This is a genomic window from Nocardia panacis, from assembly GCF_003598715.1.
Taxonomy (GTDB): domain Bacteria; phylum Actinomycetota; class Actinomycetes; order Mycobacteriales; family Mycobacteriaceae; genus Nocardia; species Nocardia panacis.
Map to the genome: position 1 here is coordinate 1 of NZ_QZFU01000024.1, position 15,998 is coordinate 15,998.

General features: G+C 68.5%; 17 protein-coding genes. 7 read left to right on the top strand and 10 right to left on the bottom strand.

What is annotated here, in order from left to right:
• Window positions 1-123: 123 nt before the first annotated feature.
• Both D5S18_RS21695 and D5S18_RS21700 read right to left on the bottom strand, forming a co-directional pair.
• Window positions 124-768 carry a response regulator gene (locus D5S18_RS21695; RefSeq protein WP_120043004.1) on the bottom strand — a complete coding sequence of 215 codons (645 nt, stop codon included), beginning with the start codon at window positions 766-768 and terminating at the stop codon, window positions 124-126.
• Window positions 765-1,958 carry a sensor histidine kinase gene (locus tag D5S18_RS21700; protein WP_120042934.1) on the bottom strand — a complete coding sequence of 398 codons (1,194 nt, stop codon included), beginning with the start codon at window positions 1,956-1,958 and terminating at the stop codon, window positions 765-767. The genes D5S18_RS21695 and D5S18_RS21700 overlap by 4 nt, the downstream gene beginning before the upstream one ends.
• 134 nt (window positions 1,959-2,092) lie before the next feature.
• On the opposite strand from D5S18_RS21700, the gene D5S18_RS21705 reads away from it, so the two are divergent.
• A complete protein-coding gene (locus tag D5S18_RS21705; protein WP_162500988.1) occupies window positions 2,093-2,575 on the top strand; it encodes a cation:proton antiporter regulatory subunit in 483 nt (160 codons plus the stop codon).
• Window positions 2,576-2,580: 5 nt separating this feature from the next.
• The gene (locus D5S18_RS21710) at window positions 2,581-3,762 is read left to right on the top strand and encodes a cation:proton antiporter (RefSeq protein ID WP_120042936.1); all 1,182 of its coding nucleotides are present in this window, start codon (window positions 2,581-2,583) and stop codon (window positions 3,760-3,762) included.
• On the opposite strand, the gene D5S18_RS21715 is transcribed toward D5S18_RS21710, so the two are convergent.
• The 5 genes from D5S18_RS21715 to ppgK form a co-directional block, all read right to left on the bottom strand.
• On the bottom strand, window positions 3,752-4,636 hold the full coding sequence (locus tag D5S18_RS21715) for a rhomboid-like protein (RefSeq protein WP_203236852.1): 885 nt from the start codon (window positions 4,634-4,636) through the stop codon (window positions 3,752-3,754). The genes D5S18_RS21710 and D5S18_RS21715 overlap by 11 nt on opposite strands.
• Window positions 4,637-4,797: 161 nt before the next feature.
• The gene (locus tag D5S18_RS21720) at window positions 4,798-6,405 is read right to left on the bottom strand and encodes a Na+/H+ antiporter (RefSeq protein ID WP_239003925.1); all 1,608 of its coding nucleotides are present in this window, start codon (window positions 6,403-6,405) and stop codon (window positions 4,798-4,800) included.
• 90 nt (window positions 6,406-6,495) lie between these two features.
• Window positions 6,496-7,527, bottom strand: a complete 1,032-nt coding sequence (locus tag D5S18_RS21725) for an MHYT domain-containing protein (RefSeq protein ID WP_239003926.1) — start codon at window positions 7,525-7,527, stop codon at window positions 6,496-6,498.
• Window positions 7,528-7,721: 194 nt separating this feature from the next.
• Complete coding sequence (locus D5S18_RS21730; protein ID WP_120042937.1) at window positions 7,722-9,116, bottom strand: RNA polymerase sigma factor; 1,395 nt, start codon at window positions 9,114-9,116, stop codon at window positions 7,722-7,724.
• Window positions 9,117-9,388: 272 nt separating this feature from the next.
• Complete coding sequence (ppgK, locus tag D5S18_RS21735; RefSeq protein WP_120042938.1) at window positions 9,389-10,147, bottom strand: polyphosphate--glucose phosphotransferase; 759 nt, start codon at window positions 10,145-10,147, stop codon at window positions 9,389-9,391.
• A gap of 274 nt (window positions 10,148-10,421) precedes the next feature.
• On the opposite strand from ppgK, the gene D5S18_RS21740 reads away from it, so the two are divergent.
• Window positions 10,422-11,318 (top strand): inositol monophosphatase family protein, encoded by an 897-nt coding sequence (locus D5S18_RS21740; protein ID WP_239003934.1) that lies wholly within the window; start codon window positions 10,422-10,424, stop codon window positions 11,316-11,318.
• Between the two features lie 69 nt (window positions 11,319-11,387).
• On the opposite strand, the gene cei is transcribed toward D5S18_RS21740, so the two are convergent.
• Complete coding sequence (gene cei / locus D5S18_RS21745) at window positions 11,388-12,077, bottom strand: envelope integrity protein Cei (protein ID WP_120042940.1); 690 nt, start codon at window positions 12,075-12,077, stop codon at window positions 11,388-11,390.
• Window positions 12,078-12,456: 379 nt separating this feature from the next.
• On the opposite strand from cei, the gene D5S18_RS21750 reads away from it, so the two are divergent.
• Complete coding sequence (locus tag D5S18_RS21750) at window positions 12,457-12,759, top strand: DUF4193 domain-containing protein (RefSeq protein WP_043653981.1); 303 nt, start codon at window positions 12,457-12,459, stop codon at window positions 12,757-12,759.
• A 5-nt stretch (window positions 12,760-12,764) separates the two neighbouring features.
• On the opposite strand, the gene D5S18_RS21755 is transcribed toward D5S18_RS21750, so the two are convergent.
• Window positions 12,765-13,253, bottom strand: coding sequence for a DUF3093 domain-containing protein (locus tag D5S18_RS21755; RefSeq protein ID WP_120042941.1), 489 nt, complete (start codon window positions 13,251-13,253; stop codon window positions 12,765-12,767).
• Between the two features lie 103 nt (window positions 13,254-13,356).
• On the opposite strand from D5S18_RS21755, the gene dut reads away from it, so the two are divergent.
• Window positions 13,357-13,815, top strand: a complete 459-nt coding sequence (gene dut, locus D5S18_RS21760) for a dUTP diphosphatase (protein WP_120043007.1) — start codon at window positions 13,357-13,359, stop codon at window positions 13,813-13,815.
• 5 nt (window positions 13,816-13,820) lie between these two features.
• On the top strand, window positions 13,821-14,693 hold the full coding sequence (locus D5S18_RS21765; RefSeq protein ID WP_120042942.1) for a DUF3710 domain-containing protein: 873 nt from the start codon (window positions 13,821-13,823) through the stop codon (window positions 14,691-14,693).
• A 69-nt stretch (window positions 14,694-14,762) separates the two neighbouring features.
• On the opposite strand, the gene D5S18_RS21770 is transcribed toward D5S18_RS21765, so the two are convergent.
• A complete protein-coding gene (locus tag D5S18_RS21770; RefSeq protein WP_120043008.1) occupies window positions 14,763-15,491 on the bottom strand; it encodes an alpha/beta hydrolase in 729 nt (242 codons plus the stop codon).
• 129 nt (window positions 15,492-15,620) lie between these two features.
• Between D5S18_RS21770 and D5S18_RS21775 the strand changes: the two genes are divergently transcribed.
• Window positions 15,621-15,998: an OB-fold nucleic acid binding domain-containing protein gene (locus tag D5S18_RS21775; RefSeq protein ID WP_120042943.1), complete on the top strand. Its 378-nt coding sequence runs from the start codon at window positions 15,621-15,623 to the stop codon at window positions 15,996-15,998.

The window sequence follows — 15,998 nt, forward strand, 5'->3', positions numbered from 1 at the left end:
CGCGCCATCTCCAAACACCGCGCCAAAGGCGACATCGACCGCAACAGCTACAAAACGCAGATCAGCATCCACATCCTGCCGGGTTGACAACCCGGCAGGATCGCTAACTGAGCGGCATTGGGCCTAGGCGTCCCGAATCTCCCGCGCCACAATGGCCGCCTGCACCCGCGACCGGACGCCGAGTTTGGTCAGCACCCGTGAGACATGCGTCTTCACCGTCGTCTCGCCGATGAACAGCCGCGTCGCGATCTGCGCGTTCGACAGCCCATCGCCCAGGCAGTCCAGCACCTCGCGTTCGCGATCGGTCAACTCGTCCAGCCCGGCGTGCCTCGGGGCCGCGCGCTCGCCGGGCGCGGCGGCGAACGCGTCGATGACCGCCATGGTCACCTCCGGTGCCAGCACACCGTCGCCCGCGGCCACCCGTCGGACCGCGTCCACCAGCGCCGGACCCGAGACCGATTTGAGGACGAATCCGGACGCGCCCGCCCGCAGCGTGCGCAAGACATACTCGTCCAGATCGAAGGTCGTCAAAATCAGGACGCGGGCCAGACCGTCGGCGACGATGCGTTCGGTGGCGGCGATCCCGTCCACCCCCGGCATGCGCACATCCATCAGCACCACCTCCGGACGCAGCGCCTTGGCCTGGGCCACCGCGATATCGCCGTCGGCGGCCTCGCCGATGACCTCGATATCGTCCTCGCTGTCCAGGATCAGCCGCAGCCCGGCCCGGATCGCGCCGTGGTCGTCGGCGATGAGCACCCGGATCACGCGGCGGACTCCCGCGCCAGCGGCAGCCGCGCCCGCACCGTCCACCCGCCGGATTCCGCGCCCGCCGCGCAGACGCCGCCGAGGGCGGCGGCCCGCTCGCCCATATTGAGCAGTCCGCGATGCGGACCCGCCGCCTCGAGCCGATGCGGCGGCCGGACAAGGCGATTGCGCACGGTCAGCGCCAATTCCGCGTCCCGCTCGGCGATTTCGATGACGACCTCCTGGCCCGGTGCGTGCTTCATGGCGTTGGTCAATGCCTCCTGGGTGATGCGATACGCGGCTTGATCGACCGCGCTGGGCAATTCGCGTTCGGGCAGTTCGACGCGGGTGCGCACGGTGAGTCCGGCGGCCCTGGCCGCGTCGACCAGGATGGGGAGCTGGGCCAGCCCGCGCGGCGCGGCGGCCGCGTCGGCGCCGCCGTCGTCGCGGGCCAGCAGACCGATCATGGTGCGCATCTCCTGCAGTGCGCTGACGCTGTTGGCGCGAATCGATGCCACGACCCCGGTGAGTTCAGCATCGGTCGCGGTGCGGTGCAGGACGCCGAGCGCGGCCTCGGATTGGATGGCGATGGCCGAGAGGTGTCCGGCGATGACATCGTGCAGGTCGCGCGCCATGGTCCGGCGCTCGTCGGTGATGGCCGCGCGCCGATCCAATTCCGCGACCAGCGTCAGCGCCTGCGCCCGACCGCGTTCGATCTCGGCGATGTCCTTGTGGGTGCGCACCGAATTGGCCCACCAGATGGGCGTCCAGATGAAGCTGAAGATCACGATGACGGCGAGCGCGATCGGCCGCCCGCCCGTGGCGATCACCGCGGTCGCCACGATGATGGCGACCGAGACGACGCCCCAGCACATGGGGATGATCCGGTTCGCGCGCCGACCGGAGTACAGCACGGAGGCGTAGATCAGATCCGAGTAGACCAGCCACGCCGGGACGGTGGGGCCGAGGTGGATATCGGTGGCGAGCGGGATGGCCCCGAGCAGCAGGGCCGCCACCGGATGGGTGCGCCGCAGCAGCGTGCATCCGAGGAGCGCGCCGAGGACGCCGAGCCGCACCCACAGCGGCACATCCTGACCGCGATCGATCATGGTGGACATGTTGGCCAGATACAGCCCGGTGCACGCCGCGAACCCCAGCAGCGAGCCGATGGCGTCTCGCGTGCGCGGTGATAGCTGCGACCAAACCCTCACCGCACCATCTCAGCACATGCCCGGCGCGGCACGGGTCCGCCGAAGTGATGAGGCGCGACGGCGTTGACGTGCGGATTCCCGTCGCGTCGTCGGTGGTCGCCAGTCGTGATCGCCCACCGGTTAGGCTGGTATGCGTGAATGTCGATGTGACCGCTTTGCCCGGAATCGGAGTGAGAAAGGATTTCGAGGTCCGGTCCGGCCGCCGCATCGGCGTGGTCGACCACCGCGACGGCGCAATCGATCTCATCGTCTACAAAGCCGACGATCCGGACGCCTGCGCCTCCCAGATCCAGCTCACCGCCGATGAGGCCGCCGTACTCGCCAACCTGCTCGGCGCGCCGCAACTCGTCGCCCAACTGCGCGAGGATCACCGCGACCTGCCGGGCATCACCACCCGCCAACTCCCGATCGTCGCCGAATCGCGCTACGCGGGCCGCACCCTCGGCGAAACCCAGATGCGCACCAAGACAAAGGCTTCCATCGTCGCGGTGATGCGCGCCGGGCAGCTGCACCCCTCACCGGGACCCGATTTCACCTTCGCAGAGGACGACCTGCTCGTCGTGGTCGGCACACCAGATGGCCTCGACGCCGCCGCGAAGATCCTGAACCACGGCTGATTCTCGTGCAGGAAACCGCGCTCGCGTTGATAGAGCTCGGAGCAGTGCTGTTCGCCCTAGGCATGATGGGGCGCGTGGCGGGTCGCTTCGGTGTATCTCCGATTCCGCTCTACCTGATCGGTGGACTCGCCTTCGGCAAAGGCGGGTTCGTAGAACTGAAAGCCGCAGGCGATTTCGCCCACTTGGCGGGCGAAATCGGCGTCATCCTCCTCCTTTTGCTGCTGGGCCTGGAATACACCGCGCCCGAACTGGTCACGGGACTTCGAAGATCCTGGGCCGCAGGCCTGGTCGATATCGTGGCGAACGCGACTCCCGGTGTCGTTGTCGCGCTGCTGCTGGGCTGGGGCCTCAACGGAGCGATCACCATGGCCGGGGTCACCTACATCTCCTCCTCCGGCATCGTGGCCAAGGTTCTCAACGACCTCGGCCGAATCGGCAACCGGGAAACCCCCGTAATCCTGTCCATCCTGGTCTTCGAGGATCTGGCCATGGCCGCCTATCTGCCGATCCTCACCACCGTCCTGGCCGGGCTCAGCTTCCTCAGCGGACTCAAGGCCGTCGCCATCGCGCTGGTCACGGTGACCGTCGTACTCGTGGTGGCGCTGCGCTACGGCCGCTACGTCTCCTCCATCGTGGACAGCGCCGACAACGAGGTGTTTCTGCTCAAACTGCTCGGCGCGGCACTGTTGGTGGCGGGTGTGGCCTCCTCGCTGAATGTATCGGCGGCGGTGGGCGCGTTCCTGCTCGGTATCGCCATCTCCGGATCGACCGCGCACGAAGCGACCAAACTGCTCGAGCCGCTGCGGGATCTGTTCGCCGCGATCTTCTTCGTCGCCTTCGGCTTCGCCACCGATCCGCACGATATCCCGCCGGTGCTCGGTTGGGCCGTGGTGCTGGCGATCGTGACCGTGCTGACCAAGATGTTCACCGGTTGGTGGGCGGCCGGTCGGCAGGGCATTCGACGGATGGGTCGGGCGCGAGCCGGGGCCGCGCTCATCGCGCGCGGCGAATTCTCCATCGTCATCGCGGGTTTGGCGGTGGCCGGCGGGACCGTTTCCGACGATCTGGCGGCGCTCGCGTCGGCGTATGTCTTGTTGATGGCGGTGCTCGGTCCGGTCGCGGCGCGCGTGGTGGAGCCGGTTGTGCAGTTGGCGCAGCGGCGTTTTCGGCCCGCCGTCAGTTCGTAGGCGCACCTTCCGGGCGGTTGTCTCGTCGGCCCGCCGAGCCGTGTCCTCGGTCGCCCTCCGGGCTGTGTCCTTGGTGGTCCTCCGGGCTGTGTCCTTGGTCGCCCTCCGGGCCGTGCCCCCCGTGCTCCCCCGAGCGCCGCAGACTCTCGGCCCGGTCGAGGAAATGCCAGAAGGTGGTGGCCACGAGCGCGACGATCAAGCCGATGATCGCCGCGCAGATATGGCCGTAGTTGGTGAAATTCGGGGCCTCCCACGCGCTCAACCCCAACACCACCCCGAGCGTGATCACCCAGGCCACCCGGACCGCACCGGTGAAGCGGAACGCGAGCACCGCCAGGACAGCGGTGAATCCGTAGCTGGTGCCGACATCGGAGGCGTAGCCGATGCGATGCGGGATCAGGTTGGCGTCGATGGCGCGCGAAATTCCGGTGATGATCAGCAGTGTCGCGCCGATATGGCCCGCCGAGTACACCAGGATCCATCGCGCGGTGCCCAGCCAGCGCTCGGCGGCGGCCATGACGATCAGGAAGCTGACGATGGTGTTCCACGGGAAGCCGCCGTCGGTCCAGAAGGCCGAGGCCACCAGCACCTGCAGCGGGTTGTGGCGCATGTTGTAGAGGTTGGTGGAGGCGGACAGGATCAGCCGGTGCTGGGCGGCCTCGCCGAGTCCGCGCAGCGTCCACCAGGTGATGAACAGGGTGAAGGCGTAGGCGGTGCTGGCGGGCGCGGCGGACAGATGCGCGCGGATCGCGGGCAGCACGCGGCGCCACAGGCCGGGGGCGCGCAGCCAGGTGAGCGCGGCGTGCAGTTCGGCGCCGAGATCGGTGGTTCGGGTCCACGGTGTTCGGAGCCGGGTCGAGGCGGGGGCAACCACGATGTCAGTGTGCCGTGTTCGCGCCGCCACGCCACCTCGACGCGCGCCCCCGGTGCGGCGGGGTCATCGGGGGCGCGGGCATCCGCAACGCCTGGATGGGTGAAATACGCTGTGCCGGTGTGGGTTTCATCGATGTAGCCGTGTCGCACCACCGGTGCGTGCTAGCGAATATTCGCGGCGGTGCGCAGATCCAAGCGGCGCATCACCCGGTCGACCACATCGGGCGGGACGCCGGGTTCACGGCGCGCGGCCAGCGCCTCGGTGCGACCGGCCTGCAGCACCTCCGCGGTGATCTTGCCCATCTTCCGGCGCAGGCGCAGCGCCCGATCACCGGTCAGCTTCGCGTTGGCATCGGCGGCGCTGGGATCGGCCTGGGCGAGTCGACGCTCGATCCCGTCGCGCACTCGCGCGTAGACCTCGTCGGGCAGCCCGTCGCGCTGCGAGATCTCTTTCAGTCGCGCCAATTCCGCGCCGAGGACCCGATTCCACAGGCTGCGCTCGAGTTCGCGCTCGGCCTCGGTATCGGCCTGCACCCCCGTCCACCGGACGACCGCGGGCAGGGTCGGTCCCTGCAGCAGCAGCGTGAACAGCACCACCGCGAAGGCGCAGAACTGGATCTCGCTGCGACCGGGAAACGGCGCACCCGAATCGGTGGTGTACGGCACGGCCAGCGCCAGCGCGACAGTGGCCACTCCGCGCATACCCGCCCACCACGTCACGATGGTCTCGCGCCACGTATAGGGCTCATCGATATCCCTCTTGCGCCAACCGCGCTGGAAGATCGCCCAGGTCGCCAGCAACCACGCCAGCCGCAGTCCCACCACGACCGCGATGACCAAGGCCGCCGACCCGAGGAAACGCGGCCAGTCGGGTCCGGCGTCGCGCAGCACGGTGCTCAACTCCAATCCGATCAGGCCGAAGGCGAATCCGGTGACCAGCATTTCGGTGATCTCCCAGAACGAATCGCCGATGAGTCGGAAATCGCTATCGCTGAAATCGGTCGCGGCATCGGTCAGATACAGCGCGCACACCAGCACCGACAGCACCGCCGAACCGCCCATGGCCTCGGCGATCCCGTAGGCCGCGAAGGGCAGCAGCAGACCGAGCGCGACCTGCCAGGCCGCCTCGTCGAGCCGCGCCATGAGCCTGCTGCCCGCCCATCCGAGCAGCAACCCGACCACAACGGCCACCACCGCCGAGACCAGGAAATCCCACAGCGCGCCGAGCGCGGAGAACTTGCCGGTCACCACCACCTGGATGGCGACGGTGTACAGGACAATGGCCGTCACGTCGTTGAACAGGCCCTCACCCTCGAGCACCGAGACCAAACGACGCGGCAGTCCCAGTCGACCGGCCAGCGAGGTGACCGCCACCGGATCGGGCGGTGCGACCAGCGCGCCGAGCGCGACGGCGGCCGCGATCGGCACCGCGGGCACCCCCGCGTGGAAGACCGCCGCGACCGCCGCCGCCGTGGCGATGACCAGCGCCACCGCGCGCAGCGAGATCGGCGCCCAGTTCTCGGCGAACTGCCGCCACGAGGTGCGTCGGGCCGCGGCGTAGAGCAGCGGCGGCAGCACCAGCGGCAGGATGAGTTCGGGTTCGATGCGGATATCGGGCACCCAGGGGATGAGCGCCAGCACGATCCCGAACGTCGTCATCAGCACCGCGGGCGCCAGGCCGGTCCGCTTGCTGAGCGGCTGGGCCAGGATGGTGGCGAACAGGACGACGAAGAGCAGGGCCAACTGATGCACCCAGGGAAGTTTGCTCACCGTATGCGCGAAAGTCGACCGCCCCCGCCGTCGTGCCGCTCACCAATTCCCCGAACGGAGCCGCATGTCTCAGCTCCGCAGGAAGACCTCTCAGTGTCGCGCCCCGGTATTGATCGGCCAGTCGCCGGTTGTGGTCGCCTCCGAATACGCGTTGCGATCGGCGGGGCGGCGGGTCGGGGGTGCGGTGTATTCGCGCGGCGGCAGCGGATAGGGCCGGGACTGCTCGAAATCGTCGTCCGCGCTCGGCGCGCTCTCCGGCCAGGTCGCGGCGGGGCGGGCCAGGGGAGGTTCGGCGGGTGCGGGGGCATGCCGCGCTCGCGATCGGGTCAGCTTCAGCGGCGGCAGATCCATGGTGTTCTCGATCTCGGTGAGTCCAACGCTGATCAGCAACAGAATGGTGACCAGGCTGAAGGCCACGATGATCGGTGCGAGCACCTCCATGGCCCCCGCGCCGGAGGGTGGCACCGCCCGGTCGGCGCGGTGCGCGTGCATCGAGGCCATTCCGGTGAAATGCATGCCCGTCACCGCGACACCCATGATCAGCGCCGCGCCCACGGTGGATAGAAAACCCTTGACGCGCAGCGTGAACCACAGTGCCGCGGTCGCCGCGACGACGGCGATCAGCACCGACAGCGCGACGATGCCCGCGTCGTAACCGATCATCGCGTCCGACTTCATGGCGTACATACCGGTGTAGTGCATGGCGGCCACACCGCATCCGGTGATCACGCCGCCCGCGAGCAGACTGATCCAGGTGGGTTCGGGCTTGTTGACCAGGAACAGTCCGATCCCGACCACGATGATCGCGGTGATCGCGCTGAGCAGGGTGAGCGGCACGCTGTAGCGGATCTCCGAACCCCGGATGGAGAAGCCGAGCATGGCGATGAAATGCATGACCCAGATGCCGGTGCCGCCGATGGCGATGGCCGCGCCGATCAACCAGCCGACCCGTCCCTCCTCGCCGCGGGCGCGGGCGGCGCATTGCAGCCCGAGCAGTGACCCGGTGACGGACATGGTGTAGGCGAGTACGGGCGTCAGCCACCCGTAGGTGAAGTGGTAAACGTCGAGCACAAAAGCCCCCAAGTAGCCGCCCAGGGGAACGGCGATCGCGCAAATGAACAACTGACCAAGGTCGACTCAGACCATACGGTAGCCGCGTCACCCGCGCACGCCAACTGTTCATAGGCGCGTCGATACCGTAAGACCCCCAGCCTCATTCGAACATGGTGTCCCGAAACGCCCTGTCCCCAACCAACTTTCGCCACAACGGAATCGGGCCGCCGAGCGAAAAGCTCGACGGCCCGATTCGCGGCGAATCAGTCCAGGTAGTCCCGCAGAACCTGCGAGCGGCTGGGATGGCGCAGCTTGCTCATGGTCTTGGACTCGATCTGGCGAATACGTTCGCGGGTGACGCCGTAGACCTGGCCGATCTCGTCGAGGGTGCGCGGCTGACCGTCGGTGAGACCGAAGCGCAGCCGGACCACGCCCGCCTCACGCTCGGACAGCGTCTCCAGCACCGACTGCAACTGATCCTGCAGCAGGGTGAAGCTCACCGCGTCCACCGCGACAACGGCCTCGGAGTCCTCGATGAAATCGCCGAGCTGGCTGTCGCCCTCGTCGCCGATGGTCTGATCCAGCGAAATGGGCTCCCGCGCGTACTGCTGGATCTCCAGCACCTTCTCGGGGGTGATATCCATTTCCTTGGCCAACTCCTCCGGAGTGGGCTCACGGCCCAGATCCTGGAGCAGCTCGCGCTGGATGCGGCCGAGCTTGTTGATGACCTCCACCATGTGCACCGGGATGCGGATGGTGCGGGCCTGATCGGCCATGGCGCGGGTGATGGCCTGCCGAATCCACCAGGTCGCGTAGGTGGAGAACTTGTAACCCTTGGTGTAGTCGAACTTCTCCACCGCGCGAATCAGACCCAGGTTGCCCTCCTGGATCAGATCGAGGAAGGCCATACCGCGACCGGTGTAGCGCTTGGCCAGCGAAACCACAAGGCGCAGATTGGCTTCCAGCAGGTGATTCTTGGCCCGGTTGCCGTCGCGGACGATCCAGTTGTAGTCGCGGCGCATGGCCACCGGCAGCTTCTCGCCGGTCTCGGTGAACTCGCGCACCTTTTCCGCCGCGTAGAGACCCGCCTCGATCCGCTTGGCGAGTTCCACCTCCTCCTCGGCATTGAGCAGCGCGACCTTGCCGATCTGCTTGAGGTAGGCGCGCACCGAGTCCGCCGACGCGGTGAGCTCGGCATCCTTGCGCGCCTGGCGCAGCGCCTCGGATTCCTCCTCGTCCCAGACGAAATCGCCCGAGGCCTTGTCGGCGGCGGAGGGCTCCTCGGCGGTCTCCGGCTCGGCCTCGCTCTCTTCCTCGGCGGTTTCCGCCTCGGCGGTGTCGTCCTCGGCCAGATCCTCGGCCAGGTCGTCGTCGGAGACCTCGAGATCGTCGAGATCCTCGAGGTCTAGATTTTCCTCGTCGAGCCCTTCCTCCGCCCCCGGCTCTCCCTCGGGGGACGTGGCCTTCTTGCCCGCGGACTTCTTTGCGGGACCGGCCTTCTTGGCCGCGGCCTTCTTCGCGGGGGCGGCCTTCTTGGCGGCGGCCTTCTTAGCCGGGGCCTTCTTCGCGGCAGCCTTGCGGACCGGCCGTTGTTCGGTTACCTCAGCGGAGTCGGCCTCGGCCGAATCGGCGGTCTGACGGGTATTCGTGGCTACCACGTACGCCCTTTCGTGACGGTCTCGTGCGGCGTCACGCCAGAGAAATGTTCCGGCGGAGCGGTTCTGTCGGGTTGCACCGGCGGAGGGCCGGTTGGGGGTTTCACCGGCTCACGACTTCGTCATAAGCCGAGGGCACAGTGCCTGCGGCTCACACAGTGCCCTCGGTTCAACTGAGGGGCTCGTGAACGAGGCGTGTTCCATTGTAACGATCCACCCAGGGTACCTAGGCATCATGCCCGGTGGTCGCATATAAGCGGGCGAGCCCGCGCGTCTCACGGCGCGATGCCCGCATCGATGGCCATCGCCGCGCCGACGATGCCCGCGGTATTGCGCAGATCGGCCGGTATCACCGGAGTTCGGTTGGTGAGCAAGGGAATCCACTGATCGGCGTCGCGGCTGATCCCGCCGCCCGCGACGAACACCTTCGGCCAGAACAGATCCTCGAGGGCGCTGAGCACCGTACTGACCTCGGCGGCCCACTGCGGGAAACTCAACCCGTCGCGATCCTTGATCGAGGCGGCCGCGCGATGTTCGGTCTCCATACCGCCCACCTGGAGATGACCGAGTTCGGAGTTGGGCACCAGCGTGCCGTGGTACAGCAGCGCCGAACCGATCCCGGTGCCGAAGGTGAGCAGCAGCACCAGACCGTCGAATTCCTTTGCCGCGCCGAAGCGGTCCTCGGCCAGGCCCGCGGCGTCGGCGTCGTTGAGCACCGTCACCTCCCGGCCGTCGAGCGCCTTGGCGAACAGGCCGCGCGCATCCGTGCCCACCCACGACTTGTCGATATTGGCCGCGGTGCGCACGATGCCGTCGAGCACCACCGACGGCAGGGTGATCCCGACCGGGCCGTCCCAATCCGCCTGCGCCACCACCTCGGCCACCGTCTCGGCGACGGCCTCGGGCGTGGCCGGATGCGGCGTGGCGATCTTGATTCGCTCGTGCAGCAACTCGCCGGTGGCCAGATCGACCGCCGCGCCCTTGACGCCGCTGCCACCGATGTCGATACCGAATGCGTGCCCCCGAGCGGACATGACTCAACCCCTCGTTCTCTGTGCTGGCCGGTGGGAAATCGGACGCCGCACCGGACCCACGCGCCCCACGGCGGTGCGTGCCCGACGACGGCGTCGTCGAGTGCGGAGGTCCGCACCCCGGCGATGTCCCCGCGCGAGTCCATCACCTGTGTCGTGCACGACAAGAGTAATGCGCATCCGATACTGGGCGGTCCCGAGGATGTGTGATGCGATGGGGTTCGTGCCGGAACCAACATCGCCCACCTCGGACTCCCGCTTCCCAACCGCGTCGGCTATGCGTGCCGACGGTGAGTTCTACCCCTTCGACCAGCAGCGAGCGCGCGGCGACGAGGCCGAACTGCGCCGCATCGCCGTGGAACTGGCCGAGGCGGCGGCCGCGCATGTGCGCGTGCGCCGCCCCGAGGTGTTCGGTCCGGCGGGTGCGCCCGCCGACGCCGTGCAGACCAAGGGGCATCCCACCGATCCGGTGACCGTCCTCGACAAGGAATCCGAACAGTTGATCCGTCGGCTGCTGGCCGAGCGGCGTCCGGCCGACGCGATCGTCGGGGAGGAGGAGGGCGGTCGCTTCAACACAGCCGACGACCAGGTGCACTGGGTGGTCGATCCCATCGACGGCACCGTCAACTTCCTGTACGGCGTGCCGGCCTACGCCGTGTCCGTGGCCGCGCTGCGCGGCGGTCATCCGGTGGCGGGCGCGGTGGTCGACATCGTCGCCGCCGACACCTACAGCGCCGCGCTGGGTCAGGGGGCCACCCGGACGGCGGCCGACGGCTCGGTCGAGCGGCTGAGCTGCAATCCGGTCGACGCGCTGCCGCTCGCGCTGGTCTCCACCGGATTCGCCTACAGCGCGGTGCGCCGGACCCGGCAGGGGGCGCTGGTCGCCCTGGTTCTGCCGCGCGTGCGTGATATCCGCCGCTTCGGCGCGGCCGCGCTGGAACTGTGCAATGTGGCCTGCGGCCGGGTGGACGCCTACTACGAGCACGGCCTCAACAGTTGGGATTGGGGCGCCGGGGCGCTGATCGCCGCCGAGGCGGGTGCGCGGCTGGTCCTGCCGCCCGCCACCGCGGGTGGTGTCGAGGGCGAACTCGTGGTCGCCGCCGCCCCCGGTATCGCCGAGAAACTGGTGGCGTTGCTCACCGAGGTCGGGGCCACCGCGGCCATTCCGGAGTGACGGCGCGCCCGCAATAGGGTTCGGCGCCGCGACCGGGATCGGTCGCGGCGCCGAACTTTGGTGGATGGATCAGCAGCGGCCGTGTCGGGCCGCGGCGAGCAGTTTGGCGTCGATGGCGGGGGACCCGCCCGGAGCCGGATTCTTCAGCGAGCGCAGCACCTCCTCGGCGTCGGCGCTGGGGCGCAGCGATTCGCCGAAGACGGAGCCGAGCACCAGGTCGACCGAATCGTCCTGGCGGGGATCCTCGATCAGTTCGGCGCAGGGCGCGACCAACTGGACCGAGGCGGCGGCCGGACGGCCGTTGACGCCGAAGCGAATCTGACCGGTACAGATCAGATCCCCATTGACGTATACCGAATCGTTACCATACGCGGCGCCGGGCGCACCGGTGAAACCGAGATCGCCCAGCGCGGCGGCGATATGCGCGGCCTGGCCGCTCTTGTTGTTGGCGTTGAGCACCCGCACCTTGGACTGGGCCAGCGGGGCGGGCTCGACGTCCTGGAGGCGCGAAGCGCCCACCCGCTGACCGAGTTGAGTCGGTGGCGCGGGTGGCGGGGATTTGGTGTCGGTGGGTGGGGTGGGCGAGTTGCAGGCCATGGCCGCGCCGCTCTTGTCGGCTTTGGAGAACGCGGTGATCCAGATGATCGCGCTGATCAGCGCGAGCACCAGCACGAAAATGAGCCACGTCTCTGGACGTCGACGCAGGTACGGTCGTCCCTGCCGGTCGGTCGCGGTGCCTTCGGTGATCAGTGAAACCACGACTGCACACTCTACGAAAGTGTCTCGGGCGCGCTGCGCAAGGTCTCGGTGCGTTGCCGGGGCGGTGTCGATTGCCCCTCAGTTTCGACTCGTCTGTGTTTTGGTTGCGACATTTCCCGCCTCGTCCGCTATTGTCTGGCGGCCCAGATCGAATCAATGGTGTGAAAATCCGAGATCGGTCGCGGGAACAAGAAGGGCATGTCCTGCGTTTACCGAGCGCAATCCGGGGTGGATCGCTCTGATCCGCGCTGATAGGCGAACGGTGTACGTGTGATGTGCACCACCGGCGGGGCGGTGCGTGCCGTGTCGATTCCGGCAGGAATCGGTGGCGACGCGGACCGGTCCGGGATATACGAAGCAAGGACGAGGGGAAGACGACATGGCAACCGACTATGACGCACCTAGGCGCACAGAATCCGATGAAGTCTCGGAAGATTCGCTGGAGGAGCTGAAGGCTCGTCGCAACGAGGCACAGTCCGCCGTCGTGGATATCGACGAATCCGATACCGCGGAGTCGTTCGAGCTTCCCGGCGCCGATCTGTCCGAGGAAGTGCTGACGGTTCGGGTGATCCCGAAGCAGGCCGACGAGTTCACCTGTTCCAGCTGCTTTTTGGTACACCACCGGAGCAGGCTGGCCAGCGACGCGGGCGGGCAGCTCATCTGCATGGACTGCGCCGCCTGAGATCGTCAGCCCGCGCTCGGGACCCCGAGCGCGGCCAGGACCCGGTCCGGATGCCGCGTACTGACCAGCCAGTACGGGGTCGGGTCGTCCGGGTCGTCGAGCACCAGCAGCACCATCGACCCCATCCAGGGGCGATGTTGGACATAGGCGGCGGGGTCGAGCTGGCGACCCAGCGCCGCGCTCTTCGCGGTCCGCGGGACAACGGCCGCGCGGGCCACATAGGTCACCGGCAGGTGCGCGCGATCGACGCGCAATTCGCGGACGCCGGTCGCATCGGCGACCACCTCAACCCGATGCCTGCCCATCCACAGCAGCACCCAGGCCGCCAACGGGAACCCCACCGCGTAAGGCAGCCAGCCGCGGATACCGGGCTGGCCGAGATGGATGGTGGCCGACATCAAACCGATGAGTCCCAGGGCCGCAGGCCACCACCACATGGGCACCCATTGGCGCTCGCGGTAGGGCGATTCGGCAGGTCGATCTCGGTTCGTCATCACGTCGCTGGGCTGGTCCGACACGAGTCAACACTAAGTCACGGCGGCCGAGGGGCTACGCGTAGGCTCGACCGATGTGAAGGACATTTCGCCGATTCCCCTGATGCGGCTCGACCCCGGCATACCGATGCCTGCCCGCGCGCACGACGGCGACGCCGGCGTGGATCTGTGCACCACCGAGGACGTCATCCTGGAACCGGGTGAACGGGTCCTGGTGGGGACGGGAATCGCGGTCGCACTGCCGATGGGCACGGTCGGATTGCTCCATCCGCGTTCGGGTCTGGCGGTCAAGGCCGGGCTGTCGATGGTCAACACCCCCGCCACCATCGATGCGGGCTATCGGGGCGAGATCAAGGTATGCCTGATCAATCACGATCCGCGCACCCCCATCGAGTTGCGGCGCGGCGATCGGGTCGCCCAGTTGGTCGTGCAGCGGGTGGAGTTGGTGGATTTCGTCGAGGTCGACGGCTTGGACGAGACCACGCGGGGCGGAGCAGGCTTCGGTTCCAGCGGCGGTCACGCGAGTCTGACCGCGCCGGGTGTCCCCGGCGGGGAGGTGTGAGGGGCATGTTCGGCAAGAAGAAGCGTCGCGCCGACGAGGAGCGCTACGACGAGTACGCCGCCGACGCATACACGGACCGCTACGAGGACGACTACGTCGAGGATCCGCCCACCGACGAGAATCCGATCGTCACCGGCGAATTCCCGGCCCGCGCCTTCGGTGCGGAGAGCGCCGAGCCGGAGCAGTCCGGCCCCTACGACTACGACGATGTCGCCGATCGCCTGGCCGAACTCGTCGATCAGCGCCTCGATCTCGGCTCGGTGATCCTGCCGGTGCCCCCCGGCGGACAGTTGCAGGTGGAGATGTCGCCCGACGGCACGCCGCAGGCCGTGCATCTGGCCACCGAATACGGCCGGATCACCGTCGTCGCCTATGCCGCCCCGAAGTCGGCCGGTCAGTGGCGCACCGTGGCCGCCGATCTCGCCGAATCCCTGCGCGCGGGCGGCGGTCGCGTCGCGGTGGAGAACGGTCCGTGGGGTCGGGAGTTGTTCGCCGTCACCAATGACGCGGATCTGCGTTTCATCGGCGTGGACGGCTACCGCTGGATGGTGCGCCTGGTCGCGGCGGGGCCGTCGGGCGCCGCCGATGAGGGCACCCCGCTGGTCGCGGCCGCCCGCGCGATCCTGCGCGAGACGATCGTGCGCCGCGGCACCGATCCGCTTCCGGTCCGGGATCCGCTCCCGGTCGTCCTGCCCCAGGAATTGGCCGAGCAATTGGCCGCCGCCCATCAGCAGCAGGTGTTGGCGGCGCAGCAGCAGTTCGAGGCTCAGCAGCGGGCCGCGCAGACCGGCGCCATGCCGGTGGTGCCCCGCCTGCCGGAGGGGCCGCGTCAGGGCACGGACGGTTCGGCCATGCAGCAACTCGGGCTCAACAACTAGCGTCCGCTCGCCGTCGGGCGTTCGCGCTCGACGGCGACCCGCGTCGCCCTGCCCGAAACGATCTCGGGGTCAGCGAGATTCGTGGAACGATTCCAGACCCAGCCGCCCGATGACGCCGGGATCGGCGCCGAGTTCGTCCAGGGTGATCCGGTGCAGTGCCGAATGCGGTAGCAGCGCGGCCCATTGCTCCGCGATCGATATGGGGTGCACCGGGTCGTCGACCGCACCCACCACGGCCACCGGAACTCGGACCGATCCCAGCAGTTCGACGCCGGGCCACTTGTAGTCGGCGGCCTCTTCGAGCGCGTCGGGCAGATCCGGCCACTGCGCGCGCCAGGATTGCGTCAGCGCCCGCGCCAACCACGGCGGACTGCTCGACCGCAGCTGCGTGACAACTTCCTCGAGCCCGCGCTCGCGCAACTGGCGCGCCGTATATGCCGCGCTGAGCGCGGCGGGGCACTGCGCGGTGTCGGGACCGGTCCACGCGGGCAGCGCCGCGACCACCCCGATCGCCGCCCGCGGATGTTCGGCCGCCCATTCCACGGCGACGGCCGCGCCGAGCGAGATTCCCGTCACCAGGATCGGACCGGATGCGGCCGCAGCGTCGAGCGCGGCCCGATATCCCGCCACCACGCCGCGCGGATCGGGTCGCACCGCGATCAGTTCGAATCCCCGTGCGGTGCAGGCCGGTTCGAAGGCCCGCCGGGCGAAGTCGGCGTCCGAGCCGGTGCCGGGCAAGGCCACGATTGCCTGCGCGCGGCCGGGGGTATCCGGCAGGGTGGATGGGATCGCGAACATCGGACCGAGCGTAGCGGGGGTCCGCGCACCCATCTACAGTGGCGGTGGACGGCCGACCGACCGGCCACTATTCGGTTCATCGCGGCGGCGTGCGATCCACGCCGTCGTGCGCCTGCAGGAGAGCATGAGATGTCATCCGCCGCGCCGGGATTCTTTCGCCGGCTTGGTCGTCGACTGACCGAGGATCTGGATCGACTCGACGCCGAGGAACTGGCCGAGACCTCGGAGGCCTCCGGCGCGTGCCGGGCCTCGGAGTGTCGACGCGGCGAGGAGGCCACCATGCTCGGTAAGCTGCGCAGCGTCGAGGCGTGTCCGAAGTCGGCGGGCGCGAGCGTGCAGGCCGAATTCTTCGACGGCACCGATGCGATCACCCTGGTGTGGATCGGGCGCAGGCGCATTCCCGGTATCGAACCGGGGCGGCGGATCATGGTCCGCGGCCGCGTCGGCGATCGCGACGGCCGCAAGGTCATCTACAACCCCTACTACGAATTGCGCGAGAACAGCTGA

Coding starts and splice junctions, on each gene's coding strand:
- ppgK (WP_120042938.1), bottom strand. CDS start 10,147: ATGTCCGCTCGGGGGCACGCATTCGGTATCGACATCGGTGGCAGCGGC.
- D5S18_RS21740 (WP_239003934.1), top strand. CDS start 10,422: ATGCGTGCCGACGGTGAGTTCTACCCCTTCGACCAGCAGCGAGCGCGC.
- D5S18_RS21750 (WP_043653981.1), top strand. CDS start 12,457: ATGGCAACCGACTATGACGCACCTAGGCGCACAGAATCCGATGAAGTC.
- D5S18_RS21755 (WP_120042941.1), bottom strand. CDS start 13,253: ATGACGAACCGAGATCGACCTGCCGAATCGCCCTACCGCGAGCGCCAA.
- dut (WP_120043007.1), top strand. CDS start 13,357: ATGCGGCTCGACCCCGGCATACCGATGCCTGCCCGCGCGCACGACGGC.
- D5S18_RS21765 (WP_120042942.1), top strand. CDS start 13,821: ATGTTCGGCAAGAAGAAGCGTCGCGCCGACGAGGAGCGCTACGACGAG.
- D5S18_RS21770 (WP_120043008.1), bottom strand. CDS start 15,491: ATGTTCGCGATCCCATCCACCCTGCCGGATACCCCCGGCCGCGCGCAG.
- D5S18_RS21775 (WP_120042943.1), top strand. CDS start 15,621: ATGTCATCCGCCGCGCCGGGATTCTTTCGCCGGCTTGGTCGTCGACTG.